Here is a 17,295-nt window from a genome sequence, read left to right as displayed (position 1 = left end):
TATTGGATGGCGGTAAACGAAATTTACCGCCATCAATATTTCAGCGAAATGCAGCTAGACTATTTCTTGAGGCAGATTGAGACGAAATATTAAATTTTTCAGTTCACCATCTATGTTAACTTTAGGTGGATTTATTAATATGCTCTCGTCAAAAGTATAACGTAACAGAAATCGCTCTTGAGATGATGATATAAAATACTTATCTATTTCAGTCGGTAGAGTATTTATTATTAATGCCAGTATGTCAATGCAAACGTTGATTGCTATAATAAATTTCTCATATAATATTATAAATGTGTTAATGTCATGAAAACTTTTTTTGTTTTCATCAAAGATTTTCTTTATATCAAAAGAACAAGAGCCACCATTCATAATCAACAATCCATCTTTAACTAAAGATGTATGTATCTGATTGGCTAATCCTGTAAGTTTTTCATATTCATTTACCAAAGTGTTGTAATTAAAAACAGCCTTCCCTATAAAAATAGGATTGGACACATCATGCTTATTAAGGCTATTCATTTCTTTAGTAATGAAACATAGCGGTGCCATGCTGGTTTTACATGGTGCAAGGTTATATGGATATGCATGTAATAATTTTAAACATCTTATCACATCATCGTCATTCCCTATGGCACTCATATAAGTTCTTTTTATCTCTGATAATTGCTCGAAGCAATTAACAAGCTCAATACATATTGAGGTAGAGTCTTGGGTGTATTGGTCATATCTTTTCTTTATATTATCTTCTTGAGTTCTTTTTTTTGTAAATTCATGAGCGAAAAGTGCAGACAGGAATATCCCTATGGCAGGTACAAGCCAACTAGGAATAGCTTTGACTGTATAGTTCAAGTAGCACAGCATAACTGTGCTACTTGAACTATCACATTTTGAAAAACCACCATCACTATAAGCAATTATAAAACCAGAGGCACATATTAAAATTAACATTGAAATAATGTATTTATACATATTGACGTCACATTTTTTGCTTTCATCAAGTGTATCACTGATGAATTTTTGAGTACAGGGTGAGAATATCTCTGCCTCGTGAACAATCTCGTATGTTGGGCTTAGCGAAGCCCAACGTTTACCGCGCAATCTCTTTTTTCGGCCCCTTATCCTCCTTTTTTAATAAACGGGGGAAGGGAGCAATGCCGTTACCGCTGTCCGATTACGCTTCGCTAATCGAACCTATGTGGCTGATGGATTGCGGTTAGCCAAACCGGTGTGGTGGGCGATCATATCCCCGATGCTGTTTTATCCCCTCTCCCGTTGGGGAGAGGGTGAGGGGAGCATTCAGGTATTAGATGGTGAGCTCCAGCCGGTTGCCTTCCGGGTCGAGGAAGGTGCTCTCGTAATAGCCGTCGCCGGTCCAGCGGGGGCCGTCCAGGTGTTTCACCTCGGCGCTCTTGAGCAGCTTGAGGCGGGCGGTCATCTTGTCCACCTCCTCCACGCTGCCGAGGGAGAAGGCGATATGGGCCAGCCCCTGCAACGGGTGTGGCAGGTGCAGATCCGCCGGAAACAGGATGGGGGTGTGCATCAGCTCCAGGCTGGCGCCCCCCTCGAAGCGCACGAAGTAAGAGCTGAATTGTTTGCTCGGATTGTGATAGCGCTCATTGGCCTGCCCGCCAAACAGGGTGCAGTAGAATGCCTTGAGTGCCTCCAGATCCTGCGCCCAGATGGCGACGTGATGGATATGCATGGCTGGTCTCCTGTGACTTGATGCCCTTGATGTTATGCTGGGGCCTGTTCCTTCGACATGGCTGAGCCCGTCCTGATGATGTCTGAAACTGCCAACACCGATCTTGTCGATGTCTCCCCCGACTGCCGCGAGCAGATCTGCTGTGACAGCCTGCTGCCGGCCCTCGCACAGGAGCAGGTGTGGCTGGCGGGCTATTCCCGTCTCAAGACTCGCTACCGCATCGCGCGCCGCTTTGCCGATGTGCACTGCTTTCTGCTGACCCTGGGTGGCGAGGGGGAGGTGCAGGTGGGGGATCGCCGCGAGCGGTTGCAGGTCGGCGAGTGGGCGCTGATCCCGGCCGGGGAGCCGCTCTGCTACCAGCTTAGTGAGCAGGTGAACGAGCCGTTGGATCAGCCGTTGAACGAGACGGGTGAGTGGGAGCTGGTGTGGCTGCTGCTGCACAAGGACTCCCCCTGGGATGCCTTCGCCAGCCACCCCCGGCTCGGTTGCACCTCCCAGCAGGCTACCGTGCTGCGCACGCTCGAGAACCTCTATGCGGAGCAGGAGCGCCATCAGGACCCGCTGCTCAGCGCCCTGCTGGTTGAGCAGCTCGGCTTTTACCTGCGCCGCTTGCTGCAAAAGGGGGAGGGGCAGCGGCGTGGCGAGCGGCTGGCGTTGCGCCTCGAATTGCAGCTCAAAGAGGCGCTGACCGAGCCGTGGGACATAGCGCGCATGGCCGGTGCCCTGCATCTTTCCGAACGCCAGCTCTACCGGCTCTGCCAGCAGCACTTTGCGCTGGCCCCCATGGCGCTATTGCAACGGCTGCGGCTGCAACGGGCGGCGCTCTTGCTGGCTAGCCGGACCGACTCGGTGAAGCTGCTGGCCGAGCAGTGCGGCTTCAAGAACGAGTACCACTTCTCCACCGCCTTCAAACGCCAGCACGGGTTGGCACCCAGCCACTATCGCAGCCTGCATCATCCCGCCTTTAAAACCGGACAAGGGTGAAATATTGAGCCACACTGGTTGCTACTGTTATTCAGACGAACCCGATGGCGGCCGATAACCGGAACAAGCGGTGGCGGTTTTCATCGATCAACGGATAGCGGGCTGTGCAGCCGTCTGCCGCTGTCATTTCTCAACATCAGGCTGGAATGCCCCGCACCCTGCGGGGCGGCAAGACAAGGATGGTCTCCATGCTGCAGGACAGCGACACGATCAGGATCTCGGACGTCAGCGAGGCCGTGATACACGGCATTCTGGCGGTGGTGAGCGACGGGATCTGGGACTGGAATGCCAACACCGGCTTCGTCTATCGCAACCCGGGCTGGTATCAGATGCTGGGCTACGAAGCCCACTCCCTTGGCAACAACGTCTTCACCTGGGAGAGCGTGATCCACCCCGACGACATGGATCGGGTGATGGCCAGCTTCGATGCCTACCTGAGCGGCGCCGCCCCCGACTACCGGGTCGAGTATCGTTGCCGCAGCCGCGCCGGCGATTATATCTGGATCGAGGATTGCGGCCGCGTCATCGCCCGCAACCCGGATGGGTCGGTGGCCCGGATGATCGGTGCCCATCGCAACATCCACGCCCAAAAGCTGCTGCTGGAGCAGCTGGAGCGGCGCAATCACACCCTGGAGCAGCAGATTGCCGAGCGCACCGCCGAGCTGGTGCGGCTCAACGAGGCGTTGCAGCAGAAGGCGGAGGAGAACCGCCAACTGGCGGAGACCGATGCCCTGACCGGTGCCGCCAGCCGCTACCGGCTGGAGCGGGCCATCCGCCAGGAGTGCGAACGGGCCAAGCGCTTTCACCAGCCCTTCTCCGTCATCGCAATGGACGTGGATGACTTCAAGCAGATCAACGACAACCACGGCCACCACGCCGGGGATCAGACCCTGATCAACATAGTGGCGCTGGTGCGCAGCCACATCCGCGAAATCGATCTGATTGCCCGCTGGGGCGGCGACGAGTTCATGGTGGTGCTGCCCAATACCGGCCGGCTCGATGGCCGGCTGGTCGCCGACAAGCTGCGGGAGCTGCTGGTGCAGTCGCGGGTCTGCCAGCACTTCGACATCACCATGAGCTTCGGGCTGGCCGAGTACCAGCCGGACGAGCACATGAGCCAGCTGATGGTGCGGGTGGATCGGGCCCTCTACCAGGCCAAGCTGACGGGCAAGAACCAGATCTGCGAGTAGTCCGTCCATAGCCGGCGTCGGTGGTCCGGCTAAGCCGCCGTCATGTCGGATTATTCTGGTTATCCCCCCCGGATGCGTCTTGACCGCACCCTCATCTTGACTCCGTACGAGTACGCTGGTCTGATGCGCGCTCTTTAATCCCCCGCGAGACATGAAACGATGAAAAAGAGCATCCTGGTTGCCCTGACTGCACTGCCCCTGATGGCCAACGCCGGTCTGATGGATTCCCTGACCGACACAGTGACCAGCAGCGTGACCAGCACTGCCAAAGAGATGGCCGGCTCCGCCATGGACAGCGCCTCCAATGAAGCAATCAAGAAGGCGCTGGACATCAAGGAAGGCGGCTCCAACAAGCAGGCCATCAAGGACAAGCTGGGCGCACCGGCCAGCACCAAGACCGAAGCCGGTCTGGAAGTGTGGACCTATGACCTGGGCGCCCTGAACAAGGTATCTCCCATGCTGGCAGAGACCTCCAAGACCCTGTTCAAGGATGCCGAAGCCGCTCAGAAGAACGTGCTTATCAAGTTCGAAGGCGAGACCGTCAAGACCCTGAACCTGGTCGACAAGACCAAGGCTTGAGTCTGAACGACGTGCATGAAAAAAGGGGCCCGAGGGCCCCTTTTTGCTGCTTGTCGAATTACTGATGCGCTTCGGCGAACTGCTTCATCGCTTCGGCGTGCTTGGTCATGCCGTCGGCACGCAGGCTCAGGTTTTTCACGAATTCAGCCTTCTTGGCCGGGTCTTCGATCTTGTCGTAACGCTGCTGCAGGTGAGTCTGGATCTGCTCCGGCGTCATGTTCTGCATGCGGGCCATCTTGTCGTGGCGGCCGCCATGGTGCTTGCCGCCCATCATGCCGCTGCCGTCCATCGGGCAGTCGGTCATCATGCCGGGCTGGGCGGTGGTGACGGCTTCGCTGGCGGCATAGGCGCCGAGCGGCAGGCCAAGGATCAGGGTGGCGGTCAGCAGGGTCTTGGTCAGTTTTTTCATGGTCTATCTCCTTGCGGATTGAGTTCGGGGTCGGCTTGCTCGCCTTGACCCTAAGTAAACACCAGACTGGTGTCTGAACTTTGCCAGTTGAAGCCTATTTTGTAGCAGAGTGTGACACGGTGATGCTGTACAGGGCTTGACCGGGCGCATGCCGGACGGGAAATAAAAATACCCCGTCAGCGTCGCCCGCTGGCGGGGTATTTTTAGGCTGGGGCCGGCTTAGCGCTGGCGACCGCTGCCGACGCTGTAGGGCATGCGATAGCTGCTGCTCTCGCCGTCCAGGCTGAGGGTCAGGTCACCCTGGGCCCGCATTGGCAGACGCACCTGCTGCATCCCCTGCAACTCGGCAGGCACCCGCTTGAGCACGTCGCCGGTGGCGTTGCGGATCACCAGGGTGGGGTGTGCCTCATTGCTGCTGACTGCGTCGTGCCAGTTGACGAACAGCAGGCCGGGAGCGGCACTGACGTCGGCGGGGAGGGCGGCCTGGGCCAGGCCGGTGTGGGCCAGGCCGGCCAGCATTAACAGAGTCAGGCTCTTGTTGATCATGATATTGCTCTCCTTGGTATGACTCGCCGCAAGATGGCGGCAGAAAAGTCAGGGTGCGTAGCCGCCACCTGGCGGCCGCACATCATGACAAAGGGGGTTCGGTCGCACCCTTGGCGTCGCCGCGGCCGGGGGCCCTGTCGGCGGGGGATGTCTGCTGGTGGTCCGGGGGGCTCGCCGGTTGGGGTGAGCTGCTGCTCGCCTGTCTGGCAAGGGCTTCGCTGGCGGCAAAGGCCAGCAGCAAGGGGGTGGTGAGGGCCAGCATGGCCTGTCTACTCCTGCAACCGATGGGATGGCCACAGTAAACAGCCGGCTTGTGTCTCAACTTTGCCGAACGGGCGCTTTTTTGTAGCAGAGTGTGGCATCTTGCTGATCTGGCACACTTTGACACAAACCGCCCGGCAGATTTTCGTATACTCGTGCCAGCTCTAACAGGAGAGGCCTCATGAACCAAAGCAGCACCCACATTCTGGTGGTCGACGATCACAGCGAGATCCGCGATCTGCTGAAGCGTTTTCTGGAACAGCACGGCCTGCGGGTCAGTTGTGCCCGGGATGGCAAGGAGATGAAGCGGCTGCTGGAGGAGCGGGAGTTCGATCTGCTGGTGCTGGATCTGATGATGCCAGGAGAGGACGGCCTGACCCTTTGCCGCGAGCTGCGGGCCAAGTCCAGCCTGCCCATTATCATGCTCACCGCCATGGGGGAGGAGACCGACCGCATCATAGGACTGGAGATGGGGGCCGACGACTACCTCGCCAAACCGTTCAATCCGCGCGAGCTGCTGGCCCGCATCAAGGCGGTGATGCGCCGCACCCAGGTCGAACCGCAGCCTGCGGCCGAAACGCTGACCCGGGATCTGCGCTTCGATCGCTGGCTGCTCGACATCAACCGGCGCGAGCTGGTGGATGAGGAAGGGGTGGGCCTGAGCCTCTCCACCGCCGAATTCGATCTGCTGCGGGTCTTTCTGGAACGGCCGCAGCGGGTGCTGAGCCGGGATCAACTGCTGGATCTGGCCCGTGGCCGCGAGGCGGTGGCGTTCGACCGGGCCATCGACACCCTGGTGAGCCGGCTGCGGCGCAAGCTGGAGCGGGATCCCAAGAACCCGGAGCTGATCAAGACCATCTGGGGCGGCGGTTATCTGTTCGCCGCCGATGTGACCCAGGTATAAGGCCGTGGGGATCCTCAAGTGTGGCTGGTCGAGACTGTGGCCCAAGGGGCTGACCGGCCAGATCATCCTGGTGGCGCTGGCCGGGCTGGTGTTGATCCAGCTGCTCAGCATCCAGATCTACCGTACGGATCGGGAGGAGGCGCTCGGCTACATCAACAGCCGCAACGCCATGCAGCGCATCGTCTCCGTGGTGCGGCTGCTGGCCCTCTCGCCCCCCTCCCTCTATGACGAGATCATCAAGGCGAGTCGCAGCGAGACCCTGCTGCTGCGCATTGCCGACGAGCCGCTGCAACCGGACAACCGCAGCCCCCGCTTCGAGCAGCTGGTGCGCTCCCGGCTGGGCTACCCCTCGACCCTGATGGTGGAGATCAGCGCCGAACTCAAGCAGGATGCCCAGCGCAGCCGTGCCTGGCAGCACCACAGCCGGATGATGAAGGATCGCAAGGGGATGCCGCCGCCGCAGGACATGCGGCTGTACGGCTCCATCCAGCTGCCACGCGGTGGCTGGCTGCAGTTCAGCTCGCTGGTGGACAAGGAGTCGGCCAGCTGGTCCTGGCAGACCACCCTCAATCTGATGTTGGTGGCGAGCCTGGTGATCGGCCTGATGATCTGGCTGTTCCGCCGCGCCACCCTGCCGCTCAAGCAGCTGGCCGCCAACGCGGATCGACTCGGCCGTGGCGAGGACATAGAGCCGCTGCGGGAAGAGGGGCCGACCGAGGTGCGCGAATCCATCCAGGCCTTCAACCGCATGCACACCCGGCTCGACCGCTTCGTGCAGGACCGCACCCGGATGCTGGCGGCCATCTCCCACGACCTGCGTACCCCCATCACTAGCCTGCGGCTGCGCACCGAATTCCTGGACGAGGGGGAGGACAAGGAGCGGATCCAGCAGACCCTGCAGCAGATGGAGCAGATGCTGGCGGCGACCCTCAGCTTTGCCCGGGAGGAGGGGCAGCAGGAGGCGACCCGGGAGCTGGATCTGGTCAGCCTGCTGGAGAGCCTGTGCGACGACTATGCCGACACCGGCCAGCCGGTTACCTGCCTGGCCGAGGGCAAGCAGGTCTATGCCTGCCGCGCCAATACCCTGCGCCGGGTGCTGCAAAACCTCATCGGCAACGCCATCAAGTACGCCGGCAGTGCCGAGGTGTCGCTGGAGCGCACCGACAGCGAGCTGGTGATCCGGGTCTGCGATCAGGGGCCCGGCATCGATCCGGCCAGGCTGGAGGACGTGTTCAAGCCGTTCGTGCGACTCGACGAGGCCCGCAACACCGAATCCGGCAGCGTGGGGCTGGGGCTCGCCATCGCTCGCACCCTGGTGCACCAGCACGGCGGCGAGCTGACCCTGCACAACCGGGAACAGGGCGGGCTGGAAGCGCGCATCAGCCTGCCGCTGTAAGAGCGGCGGGAGCAGGGCGGGGAGGATGGCGACCAGCCTTCTCCCCGTTTTTTATCTTGCACTTATCTGACTGAAATCACGCCTATTTCATACTCGGTCATGCTTGTTCTTCTATGCTGAAGGTGGCGATAATCGATGGCCGCACAGACGGCCAAACAGCAAGGTTGGTGCAGGGATGGCGGGCGATTCTGGTTTTCGGTGGCGAGTCTGGTGCGGGGTGTGGTTGTTGCTCTTGGCACAGGCATGGCCCGTGTTGGCAAATACGCCTCTCAAGCCGCTCATCGTGACCAACTCCAAGGCCTGGCAGCCCTTCTCCTATCTCAATGAAGAGGGGGAACCCGATGGCCTGCTGATCGATCTGTGGCGCGAATATGGCAGGGTCACCGGTCGCCCGATCCAGTTCAAGCTGGTGGACTGGCAGGCCTCGCTGGACCTGGTTCGCAACGGCCAGGCCGATGTCCATGGCGGCCTGCTCTGGTCGCCGGAGCGCAATCTGGTCTACGACTACGGTCAGGCCCTCTCCCATGTCGATTCCCAGCTCTTCTTCGCCAACTCCCTGCGTGGCTCGGACGTGAACTACTACCTGTTGCACGAGAGCGTGGGGGTGGTGACGGGGGGCTACGAGGAGTACTACGCCCGCAAGCACTTCCCCACCACGCGCCTGCGCACCTTCGATGACAACGACGCCATGCTGCGGGCGGCCTTCAGCGGGGAACTGGATGCCTTCATCGCCGATCTGCAGGTGGCCAACTTCTACATCTACACCTCGGCGGATCCTACCCGCTTCATCCCGGTGCGCCACCTCTACAGCGACGAGATCCGCTTCGCCGTCGCCAAGGGCAACCAGGCGTTGCAGCAGGAGCTGGAGCAGGGCTTCTCCCGCATTGGCGAGGCCGATCGGGAGCGGATCGTCCGCAAGTGGATGCACATCGAGACCGTCTACCCGGTCCATCTCTGGCCTTGGCTGCTGGCCATCGGCGGCCTGGTGCTGATGGCCTACATCATCCAGTTGCGGCGGGCGGTGGCGAGCCGCACCGCCGAGCTTATCCAGGCCAACGCCAGACTGGAGCGCCTTGCCGGCACCGACTCCATGACCGGCATCCTCAACCGGCGCGCCTTTTTGCCGCTGTTGGAGCAGCGGCTGGCCAGCGGTCAGGCCTCGGCCCTGCTGCTGTTCGATCTCGATCGCTTCAAGGGGATCAACGATCACTTCGGTCACGGGGTCGGGGACGAGGTGTTGTCGGCCATGGTGGCGCAGGTACAGCGGGTGCTGCCCGCCAGCGCCCTGTTTGCCCGCATCGGCGGGGAGGAGTTTTGCATCAGCCTGCTTGTGGCGGACATGGCGACGCTGCAGCAGTGGGCCGCCCGGATCGGGCGGGAGGTCAATAGCCACAAGTTGCCAACCAGCGCCGGAGCGCTCGGCATCTCCATCAGCACGGGAGCGGTGTGGGTGCCGGCAGGGGGCGGGGCGGAAGGCCGACGGGTGTTGTTGCAGGCGGATCAGCTGATGTATGGCGCCAAATCGCAGGGGCGCAACACCTGGCAGGCGGCAAGCTACGTGAAAGAGGCGGCTGGCGAGGCGGGGAAATAAAAAGCCGCCGCCCAAGTCGGGCGGCGGCGGGTCATCAGAAGTTGTAGGTCATGCCCAGGGTGTAGCGACGACCATCCAGCACGGTGCCGAAGCTGGTGTAATCCACTGTCTTGTCGAACAGGTTGTAGACGCCGGCGGTGACATCCAGGTGCTCGTTGGCCTTGTAGACCAGACCGGTGTCGAAGAAGGTGTAGGAGGGGGTGCCCTCGGCCATCTTGACCCGGCTCAGGTAATCGGAGGTCTTGCTGCGGAAGTTGACCCGTGACCAGAGGCTGACGGTTTCGGTGGTCTGCCAGTCGACCGTGGTGTTGAACATGTGGCGCGGCATCTGGTTCAGCGGCTTGCCTTCCATCGCCCCACTCTTCTGCTCGGACTGGGTGAAGGTGTAGCTGGAGGCCAGCGACCAGGCGTCATTGATGGTCCAGTTGGCCGTGCCTTCCACCCCGCGCATGTTCGCCTTGTCGACGTTGATGCGGTCGCTGATGAAGTCATAGGTGTGACCGTTCAGGGTGCAGGAGGGGTTGCTCTTGCTTTCGCAGCGGCGGATCTCGGAGATCTTGTCCTCGAAGTCGGTATTGAACAGGGTCAGCCCTGTGTTCAAGCCTTGTTGACTATCCCACAGCAGGGCGATCTCCTGGCTCACGCTGGTTTCCGGTTTCAGCTCCGGGCTGCCGACCAGCATGCCGTCCTGAGTGCCACCGCCGGTGGCCTGGCCCCAGTTGGCGGCCGACATGCGCAGATCCGGTGAACGATAGCCGGTGGAGACACCCCCTTTCAGCGTCCAGGTGTCGGCCAGGTGCCAGACCCCGTACAGACGTGGGCTCCAGTGGGTGCCGTAGTTCTGGTCCTGATCCATCCGCACGCCGCCAGTCAGGGCGAAGGTGTCGGTCAGCGACCACTCATCTTCCACGAACATGGCCCAGCTCCAGCGGGTCAGCTGATTGGCGCGGTTGGCCACATTGAGCTGGTTGCCCTGATCCTGCAGATCCTCGTAGCGGTACTGGCCACCCACGCTCAGATAGTGAGCCCCCAGTTCAAACTGGGTGTGGGTATCGGCGATGGTGTTGATGAGTTTCATCTGACGGCCGGGGTTGGTGTTCTCTTCCCGCTGCAGGTAGCTGGTGGAGGAGCCGAAGTCATAGCGGCCGTCGTGGGTGATGGCGAAGTTGGTGCGCTCGTAGGTACTCAGGCTGGGTTTTGACTTGGCCGAGAGAGATTCACCCGGCGTGCGGTTGCGATCCTGCAGGCCGCGACTGGCCTCGAAATCGAAGCGGTTGTGCTCGTCCGGGGTCAGGCTGAAGACGGCCGTACCGCTGCGCATCTCCTGCTCGGCGAAACCGTTCTGGAACTGATCCTCGCCACGGTGGGAGAGCTGGCCGTTCACCCGCATCCCCAGCAGTCCATCCACCAGGGCGCCGGCGGTATAGGCGTTGGTCTGGAAGATGTCGCCGGATTCCTTGTTCTCCTGGAAGGTCGAATCGGCATGCAGCGAGCCCTGCCAGGCGGTCATGCTGGCGGTTTTGCGGGTGATGACGTTGATGACGCCGCCCATGGCGTCAGAGCCGTAGCGGGAGGACATGGGGCCACGCACCACTTCGATCCGCTCGATCGCCTGCAGCGGCGGCAGCCAGCCCTGCTCGATGCCGGGGCCGTCGCTGTTGGGACGGGTGCCACGGCTGTCGACCCGTTTACCGTCGACCAGCATCAGCGTGTACTTGGAGCCCATGCCACGAATGCTGATATCGCTGCTGCTGCCACCGCCGGTGATCACCACCCCGGGCACATCCTTCAGGGCGTCGGTCACGTCGCGATAGGCGCGTTTCTCCAATTGCTCGCGGGTCACCACCGAGATGGAGGCGGCGGTATCCTCGATCTTCTGCTGGAAGCCGGAGGCGGTCACGACCATGACCTCCTGCTCGGCGGCATAGGCGTGTGATGCGAGGGCGGCGAGAATGAGCGTGGTCAGCTTGTTGCGGTGCATTGTTATCATGTTGGCCTGAACTCTTTTAGTAAGAAGATGCATTCATCCTTTGGGTGAATCGATGGGGCGGTCTCATCGCATCCCGCGTGAAACCAGGACCAGAAAAGGTTCAATTGGATAATCACCAAGTCGGTCGGCAGGCATTGTAGTGATCACTGGATGATGTGTAAATGATAATTAATCTCATTAATATTGTGCGGTTATCCTCTCACCAGCAGATACGGGATGAGGAGCATGTGTGGCGCGGTGACGGGAAGCGGGGGCGAGACAGTGAGAAGGCTGAGAGGGTCGGCAGAGGGGGAATGGCAAATGGCAGACAACAAAAAACCCGCCGAAGCGGGTTTTTTCAATTCTTGCAGCGGATGGTACCAACCGGCATGAGCAGGCGGACCGGATCCCCGGCTTGAATTACAGAGCTACTACGTTAGCAGCAGCCGGGCCTTTCTGGCCTTGCTCGATGGTGAACTCAACGCGCTGACCTTCGTCCAGGGTCTTGAAGCCCGGGGTCTGGATGGCGGAGAAGTGAACGAACACGTCTTTGCTGCCGTCGGTCGGGGAGATGAAGCCAAAACCTTTCTCGGCGTTGAAGAACTTGACGGTACCAGTCATTTTGTTGGACATGATAATTTCCTTAAATAGTGTTTAAAGTGCCAAATGGCAATCTATGATTTTTCGTCAGCAATACGTATGGGGAGCACTAAAGAAGGAGAATTATTTGATAAGAAGAATCATGGATAATTCTTATACTAATCGCTGCTTTACTAAAATGACTGCCTAACATAACCAGGTCTGAACTACCGAACCATCGCAAAAGATTAAAACATGCCCATTTTCTTAAAGCAAATTTTATCTCGCTGCGAGTGGTCGGATATCAACGCAGCCACTCCTGGTGTGGGTGTCTGCAGCGCAGGATCCTGCGCCGTTGCAGGTCGCTGGACGCACCATGGTAGAGGGCTGTTCTCCGCCATGGTGTGAGTTGGCTGGTTGAGGTAGGTGGCGCTTGAGCGGGAGGATTGGCCGTCAGCGTTTGCTGCGAAACTTGTTGCTGACGGAGTCCACCCAGCTGAATGTCTCTGGCAACACCTGCTTGTTGGCACGTTCCTTGGCCTTTTCCCGTGCCAGTTTGGCGGCCACTTTGGCGGCGGCAGCACGGTCTGCGACTATCTTGAGTCTGCCTTCCTCGCGGATGCGGTTGCGCTCGGCATTGCTCAGTTGATGATCTGTATTGGCCTGTGCTTTTTGGAGCAGCAGGGTGATCTCGGCCTTTTCGGCATCGGTGAGGTCCTTCATTTCCAACTTTTTCACGGCGTGCTCCTGATGGCGGGAATAGTCCACCCTACCACACCTGCCGGCCGTTTATTGCACAATCGACACCGTTTTCGAATACCGCTCCACCGGATGGCCGTTGTCGAAGGGAATAGCCCGTCGCATTCCCCTCGCACGGCTCAGCGCCGTTAACCATGCCCGCTCGGTTCAACATGGATCAGCACGACGGCGTGGGGGAGGTGTCGCATGATACCCTGCTCTATCCGATCGCAGATGGCGTGGGAGTGCTCGATGCTCATCTCTTTTGGCAAGGTCAGGTGGAAGTCGATGTGACGACGGCGTCCGGCCTGCCGGCTGCGCAGATCGTGAAAGCCGCCATGCTCCGGGCAGCACTCCTCGATCACTTGGGTGGTGATGGCCAGCTCTTCCTCGTTCATGCTGTGGTCCAGCAGGGGTTGGAAGGCCTGCTTCAGCATGGCGATCGCCTCCTTGAGGATGAACAGGGCGACACAGATGGCAACAATGGGGTCAAGCAGATAGAGGTTGTAGCCCAGTCTGGCGGCAATCCAGATACCGAGCAGGCCGACGGCGACCCCGAGCGAGGTCAGTACGTCCGCCTTCAGGTGCAGTGCATCGGCGGCCAGGGCCACGGACTCTTCCTCCTTGGCCACCCGGTAGAGGTAGGCGGAGACGCCGCTGTTGACCAGTGCCGAGAACAGCATGACCAGCACACCGAGCCCCACCCCCTCGATCTGGGTTGGCGTGATCAATTTGCCGACGGCCTCGAATATTATCCAGCCGGCTGCCAGCAGGATCAGCAGCGCTTCGATCACGCCGGAGACGTTTTCAATTTTGTCATGACCGTAGGGGTGGCGTTGGTCGGGGGGAATATCCGATTTACGTACGGCCACCAGCGCGATCAATGCCGCCACCAGGTCCATGGCCGAGTGAATGGCCTCGGAAATAATACTGACGGATCCGCTCAGTATGCCGGCAAATATCTTCATGATAATCAAGGTGATATTGGAGCAAACTGAGACCAAGGCCGCTCTGGTTTTTCTGGTCATGGGACGTCCTTATTCTCGCTGGAATATTTTCACAAATAGGGCTGGATAATATCAGCTTGTCCAGGGAGGCGCTGCTTTGGGTTGTAACTTTTTGTTTCTGGCGATAGTGAGAATGCTTATCTAAATTATCTCTCATTATTTAAAGAGAATTCATTTTGGCATTCAGTGGTTTATTTCACACCCCCATAAAATAAATCTGTTTGGCGTTATTTTATAAGGAATAAATCGCTTCTCCGGCCGTTCATTCCCCAGCCGGATCGGGTCAGCGGAAGCGGGTGAACACCTGCTGCCACTGGGTGATGGGATGAGGGTGGATTCTTGCGCAAGATTAGGGGTATGCTGGACTGAGTGCGATCGCAGGATCGTCACTGAAAGCGTACTGTAGTCTACGATTCGGATGGCATGCTGGAACCTGGGTTCCAACTGTCTGGGTAACATTTTTGGAGTTTGATGATGAGTAACAAAGAACATCACAACGGCAAAGATGCCAAGAAAAAACCGCAGATGTCACTGAAAGAGAAGCGCGAAGCCAAACGTCAGAAAGCAGATCTGAAAAATGGCGGCGCGATGAAGTAACGCTCCCCATGCTGTAGTTCCTTTGGAGCCAGTAACAAAAAGCCAGCCTTTTCGGGCTGGCTTTTATGTTTTCAGGAGGCTCAGGGCGTGGCCCCGTAGCGGGCAAATATGCGCTGATAACGGCCATCGGCCCGCATGGCATCGAGCCGGCGATCGAACCAGCGCTGCTGCGCCGCCTGGCGAAAGGCAAAATGGTAGTGAGTCGGCGCAAACAGATCGTATTGCCGAACCCGACCGGGAGCATAGAGCTCGGCACCATATTTGCTGTTGGCCAGTTGTGCCAGATAGTAATAGAAAACCCGCTGCTCCAGGATCACCGCATCCACCCGTCCCAGCATCAACCTGTGCACCTGCCCCTGCTGTTTGGCGACCTCTTCGTAACGGGGATTCTGGTCAGCCATGCTGGCAAAGGCACCTCCCAGCACCTGACGGGCCCGCTGGAAGGCACTCACCCTCAGCGTCTTCATGTCGTCCAGAGTGCTGATGTGGGTTTTATTGAGGGTGAACACCCGATTGTGGAAGGCGATCACCGGCTGCGACAGGAAGACGTCGTGCAACATGCCGGGTTTGACGTTGATGATGGCATCGAGCTTGCCGGACTCCAGCATGCGGAAGGTGCGCTCCAGCGGCAGGTATTCGAATTGAGGCTCATAGCCGCTGTCCCGAAAGGCCTCTCTCATCAGGTCGAGCTCGATCCCGCGACCCTCTTCCTCGATCACATAGGGCGGGATGGCGAAGCTGACCCCCACTCGCAATGGCTCGCCGGCCAGCAGCAAGGATGGCAGCAACAGGGTGGCGCAAGCCGCCACGCACAACAAGATTCGATACCAAGACCCCATGCGTTCTCTCTGGCAACTGGATTGCCCCGATCATAATCCCAAGGCGAATGATATGGGGACGTATGGCTGGCAAGACCGGCCAGGAGGCTGGATTGCGCGCCACGTCTGCGTCAATAACAGGCAAAAAAAGGCCCTGCATGAACAGGGCCTCCGGGATCTGACGTTGCTTAGAACGGAATGTCGTCGTCGAAGTCCATCGGCGGCTCATTGTACACCGGCGGTGCAGACTGCGGCTGCTGGGCCGGACGAGCATAGCCGCCCTGTTGCTGCATGTTCTGCTGCGGAGCCTGGGCAGGACGCGCCTGGTTCATCGGCTGTTGGGACTGCATGCCCTGCTGCTGACCCCAGTTACCCTGAGACTGGCCACCCATGCCCTGGCCGGCGCCGCCTTGCGGACGGCCACCCAGCATCTGCATCACGCCGCTGAAGCCATCGACCAGCACTTCGGTGGTGTAACGCTCCTGGCCGCTTTGATCCTGCCACTTGCGGGTCTGCAGCTTGCCTTCAACATAGACTTGGGAACCTTTCTTCAGGTACTCGCCAGCCACTTCGGCCAGCTTGCCCATGAAGACAACGCGGTGCCACTCGGTACGCTCTTTCTGCTCACCGGTCTGCTTGTCGCGCCAGGTGTCGGAGGTGGCCAGGGTGATATTGGTCACGGCACCGCCGCTCGGCATGTAGCGCACTTCCGGGTCTTGCCCCAGGTTACCGATCAGAATGACTTTATTGATGCCTCGACTGGCCATAATCTCTCTTCCACCCTTTATATACCGGCCGGGCCATATGCCCGGGCCAATTCAACATATCGTTTGTTTTCTGTGAGATAGGCGATGCTGCTGGGCGGCCCCGCCACTCATGTGATGACTGTGTCCGGTTCAGCGCGCCAGTTGGCCGCCTCCCCGTTTTCAGATTTTGCCCGCAATAGTAACAGTTGGGGAGAAAGAGCGCACATCTTCCTGACGCTCCATTCCGTGTCCGCCGAACGAAGGATTAACTTACACGAGGCCGACCTTGGCCAGCAAGTGAACAGCAACGGGGAGTCATATCATCGAACGGTCGAGACGAGAAGGGGGGGGCGGAGGCCGGTGTGACAGCCCCTGTCCGGCCAGGGGCCAGTATTTCACCCAAATGGGGGGGCTCGGCTAGTTATTTGTATTGCTTGGAAAATTGGTGAGTTTCAAAGGAGGCGCATCGGCGTCTAATACTTTTTTAATGCTGCAGCCTGCGGGGGGCTTGGTACTCTCTGCTGCCGAAAAACACCATGGCCGGAATGTTCAAGGACCAGCGCTTCATGATCACCCCATATCCCATCGTATTGGTAACCGAAGACAATGCGCAGGCGACCAGCTTTCAGAGCTACCTGGCCGAACAGCTGGCTCTGCCCATCCTGCTGGTGAGCGCACTGGAAGCCCTGCCTCAAGCGGATGAACTCGAGCCGCATCCGTTGTTTCTGGTGGATCTGGATTACCTCAAGTCGAGCCAGCAAACGGGGTGGCCACGGGAGATCTCCAGCCGCTTCGGGGAAGCCAATACCGTGCTGCTCAATGCCCCCACCAGTACGGATCGGGAGCTGCTGCTGATGTGGCCCCATACCAGCGGGCTCTTCTTCTGTCAGGATCCACTGGATCGGCTGGTGCTCGGCATTCGCAAGGTGCTGGAGGGGGAGTACTGGATCCCGCGTCATCTGCTGTGCGATCTGGTCAACTACTACCGCAAGGGCGGGGAACACCACCTGCGCAATCAAACGCTGCTGACCGTGCGCGAGCAGGAGATCATCCGCTACCTGATGACGGGTGCCTCCAATACCGAGATCGCCGACAGCCTGTTCGTGAGCGAGCACACCATCAAGTCCCACCTCTACAATGTCTTCAAGAAATTGAACGTGAAGAACCGCCTGCAGGCGGTGAGCTGGGCCAAGGAGTATCTCTGATATCGATGGGATGATGGATAAAACCTGTCTATTCATCCAGTAGTCTCTATGCCATACTGACTCGCTCAGGT

19 protein-coding genes are annotated in these 17,295 nt (G+C 58.9%); 8 read left to right on the top strand and 11 right to left on the bottom strand.

The features are described from left to right. Positions 1 to 54: 54 nt before the first annotated feature. The gene (locus tag AHA_RS20075; protein ID WP_164927758.1) at positions 55 to 972 is read right to left on the bottom strand and encodes a hypothetical protein; all 918 of its coding nucleotides are present in this window, start codon (positions 970 to 972) and stop codon (positions 55 to 57) included. A 334-nt stretch (positions 973 to 1,306) separates the two neighbouring features. After that, on the bottom strand, positions 1,307 to 1,705 hold the full coding sequence (locus tag AHA_RS20070; RefSeq protein ID WP_011707654.1) for a VOC family protein: 399 nt from the start codon (positions 1,703 to 1,705) through the stop codon (positions 1,307 to 1,309). Between the two features lie 75 nt (positions 1,706 to 1,780). Here AHA_RS20070 and AHA_RS20065 point away from each other — a divergent pair, with 75 nt between their 5' ends. From AHA_RS20065 to AHA_RS20055, 3 genes are all read left to right on the top strand, one after another. Next, complete coding sequence (locus AHA_RS20065) at positions 1,781 to 2,689, top strand: helix-turn-helix transcriptional regulator (protein WP_164927757.1); 909 nt, start codon at positions 1,781 to 1,783, stop codon at positions 2,687 to 2,689. Positions 2,690 to 2,877: 188 nt separating this feature from the next. After that, on the top strand, positions 2,878 to 3,879 hold the full coding sequence (locus tag AHA_RS20060) for a sensor domain-containing diguanylate cyclase (RefSeq protein WP_011707652.1): 1,002 nt from the start codon (positions 2,878 to 2,880) through the stop codon (positions 3,877 to 3,879). A 159-nt stretch (positions 3,880 to 4,038) separates the two neighbouring features. Beyond that, positions 4,039 to 4,458, top strand: a complete 420-nt coding sequence (locus AHA_RS20055) for a hypothetical protein (RefSeq protein ID WP_011707651.1) — start codon at positions 4,039 to 4,041, stop codon at positions 4,456 to 4,458. A 58-nt stretch (positions 4,459 to 4,516) separates the two neighbouring features. On the opposite strand, the gene AHA_RS20050 is transcribed toward AHA_RS20055, so the two are convergent. The 3 genes from AHA_RS20050 to AHA_RS20040 form a co-directional block, all read right to left on the bottom strand. Then, entirely contained in the window at positions 4,517 to 4,867 is a 351-nt protein-coding gene (locus AHA_RS20050) for a hypothetical protein (RefSeq protein WP_011707650.1), read from the bottom strand. A gap of 219 nt (positions 4,868 to 5,086) precedes the next feature. Next, entirely contained in the window at positions 5,087 to 5,413 is a 327-nt protein-coding gene (locus AHA_RS20045) for a hypothetical protein (protein WP_011707649.1), read from the bottom strand. 82 nt (positions 5,414 to 5,495) lie between these two features. Continuing rightward, positions 5,496 to 5,675 carry a hypothetical protein gene (locus AHA_RS20040; RefSeq protein ID WP_077392324.1) on the bottom strand — a complete coding sequence of 60 codons (180 nt, stop codon included), beginning with the start codon at positions 5,673 to 5,675 and terminating at the stop codon, positions 5,496 to 5,498. Positions 5,676 to 5,855: 180 nt separating this feature from the next. Here AHA_RS20040 and AHA_RS20035 point away from each other — a divergent pair, with 180 nt between their 5' ends. The 3 genes from AHA_RS20035 to AHA_RS20025 all read left to right on the top strand — a co-directional run bounded on the left by AHA_RS20035 (position 5,856) and on the right by AHA_RS20025 (position 9,565). Further along, positions 5,856 to 6,578 (top strand): response regulator, encoded by a 723-nt coding sequence (locus AHA_RS20035; protein ID WP_011707648.1) that lies wholly within the window; start codon positions 5,856 to 5,858, stop codon positions 6,576 to 6,578. A 4-nt stretch (positions 6,579 to 6,582) separates the two neighbouring features. Then, complete coding sequence (locus AHA_RS20030) at positions 6,583 to 7,974, top strand: ATP-binding protein (RefSeq protein WP_011707647.1); 1,392 nt, start codon at positions 6,583 to 6,585, stop codon at positions 7,972 to 7,974. A 103-nt stretch (positions 7,975 to 8,077) separates the two neighbouring features. Continuing rightward, positions 8,078 to 9,565 (top strand): transporter substrate-binding domain-containing diguanylate cyclase, encoded by a 1,488-nt coding sequence (locus AHA_RS20025; protein WP_011707646.1) that lies wholly within the window; start codon positions 8,078 to 8,080, stop codon positions 9,563 to 9,565. Between the two features lie 34 nt (positions 9,566 to 9,599). On the opposite strand, the gene AHA_RS20020 is transcribed toward AHA_RS20025, so the two are convergent. The 4 genes from AHA_RS20020 to AHA_RS20005 form a co-directional block, all read right to left on the bottom strand. Further along, positions 9,600 to 11,546 carry a ligand-gated channel protein gene (locus tag AHA_RS20020; protein WP_011707645.1) on the bottom strand — a complete coding sequence of 649 codons (1,947 nt, stop codon included), beginning with the start codon at positions 11,544 to 11,546 and terminating at the stop codon, positions 9,600 to 9,602. Positions 11,547 to 11,954: 408 nt separating this feature from the next. Next, positions 11,955 to 12,167 carry a transcription antiterminator/RNA stability regulator CspE gene (cspE, locus tag AHA_RS20015; protein WP_011707644.1) on the bottom strand — a complete coding sequence of 71 codons (213 nt, stop codon included), beginning with the start codon at positions 12,165 to 12,167 and terminating at the stop codon, positions 11,955 to 11,957. A gap of 399 nt (positions 12,168 to 12,566) precedes the next feature. Then, on the bottom strand, positions 12,567 to 12,851 hold the full coding sequence (locus AHA_RS20010; protein WP_164927813.1) for a DUF3811 domain-containing protein: 285 nt from the start codon (positions 12,849 to 12,851) through the stop codon (positions 12,567 to 12,569). Positions 12,852 to 13,000: 149 nt separating this feature from the next. Beyond that, on the bottom strand, positions 13,001 to 13,879 hold the full coding sequence (locus tag AHA_RS20005) for a cation diffusion facilitator family transporter (RefSeq protein ID WP_011707642.1): 879 nt from the start codon (positions 13,877 to 13,879) through the stop codon (positions 13,001 to 13,003). A gap of 453 nt (positions 13,880 to 14,332) precedes the next feature. On the opposite strand from AHA_RS20005, the gene AHA_RS21985 reads away from it, so the two are divergent. Continuing rightward, positions 14,333 to 14,455 (top strand): hypothetical protein, encoded by a 123-nt coding sequence (locus AHA_RS21985; RefSeq protein WP_011707641.1) that lies wholly within the window; start codon positions 14,333 to 14,335, stop codon positions 14,453 to 14,455. An 80-nt stretch (positions 14,456 to 14,535) separates the two neighbouring features. Here AHA_RS21985 and AHA_RS20000 read toward each other — a convergent pair whose 3' ends face one another. Together AHA_RS20000 and AHA_RS19995 are read right to left on the bottom strand one after the other, a co-directional pair. Then, on the bottom strand, positions 14,536 to 15,294 hold the full coding sequence (locus AHA_RS20000) for a substrate-binding periplasmic protein (protein WP_011707640.1): 759 nt from the start codon (positions 15,292 to 15,294) through the stop codon (positions 14,536 to 14,538). Positions 15,295 to 15,461: 167 nt separating this feature from the next. After that, positions 15,462 to 16,040: a single-stranded DNA-binding protein gene (locus AHA_RS19995; protein ID WP_011707639.1), complete on the bottom strand. Its 579-nt coding sequence runs from the start codon at positions 16,038 to 16,040 to the stop codon at positions 15,462 to 15,464. Between the two features lie 524 nt (positions 16,041 to 16,564). Between AHA_RS19995 and AHA_RS19990 the strand changes: the two genes are divergently transcribed. After that, positions 16,565 to 17,224 carry a LuxR C-terminal-related transcriptional regulator gene (locus tag AHA_RS19990; protein WP_011707638.1) on the top strand — a complete coding sequence of 220 codons (660 nt, stop codon included), beginning with the start codon at positions 16,565 to 16,567 and terminating at the stop codon, positions 17,222 to 17,224. The last annotated feature ends 71 nt before the right edge of the window (positions 17,225 to 17,295 follow it).

Origin of the sequence: Aeromonas hydrophila subsp. hydrophila ATCC 7966, assembly GCF_000014805.1 — a bacterium.
Classification (GTDB): Bacteria; Pseudomonadota; Gammaproteobacteria; order Enterobacterales; family Aeromonadaceae; genus Aeromonas; species Aeromonas hydrophila.
This window is presented reverse-complemented; position numbering and strand designations above follow the sequence as displayed.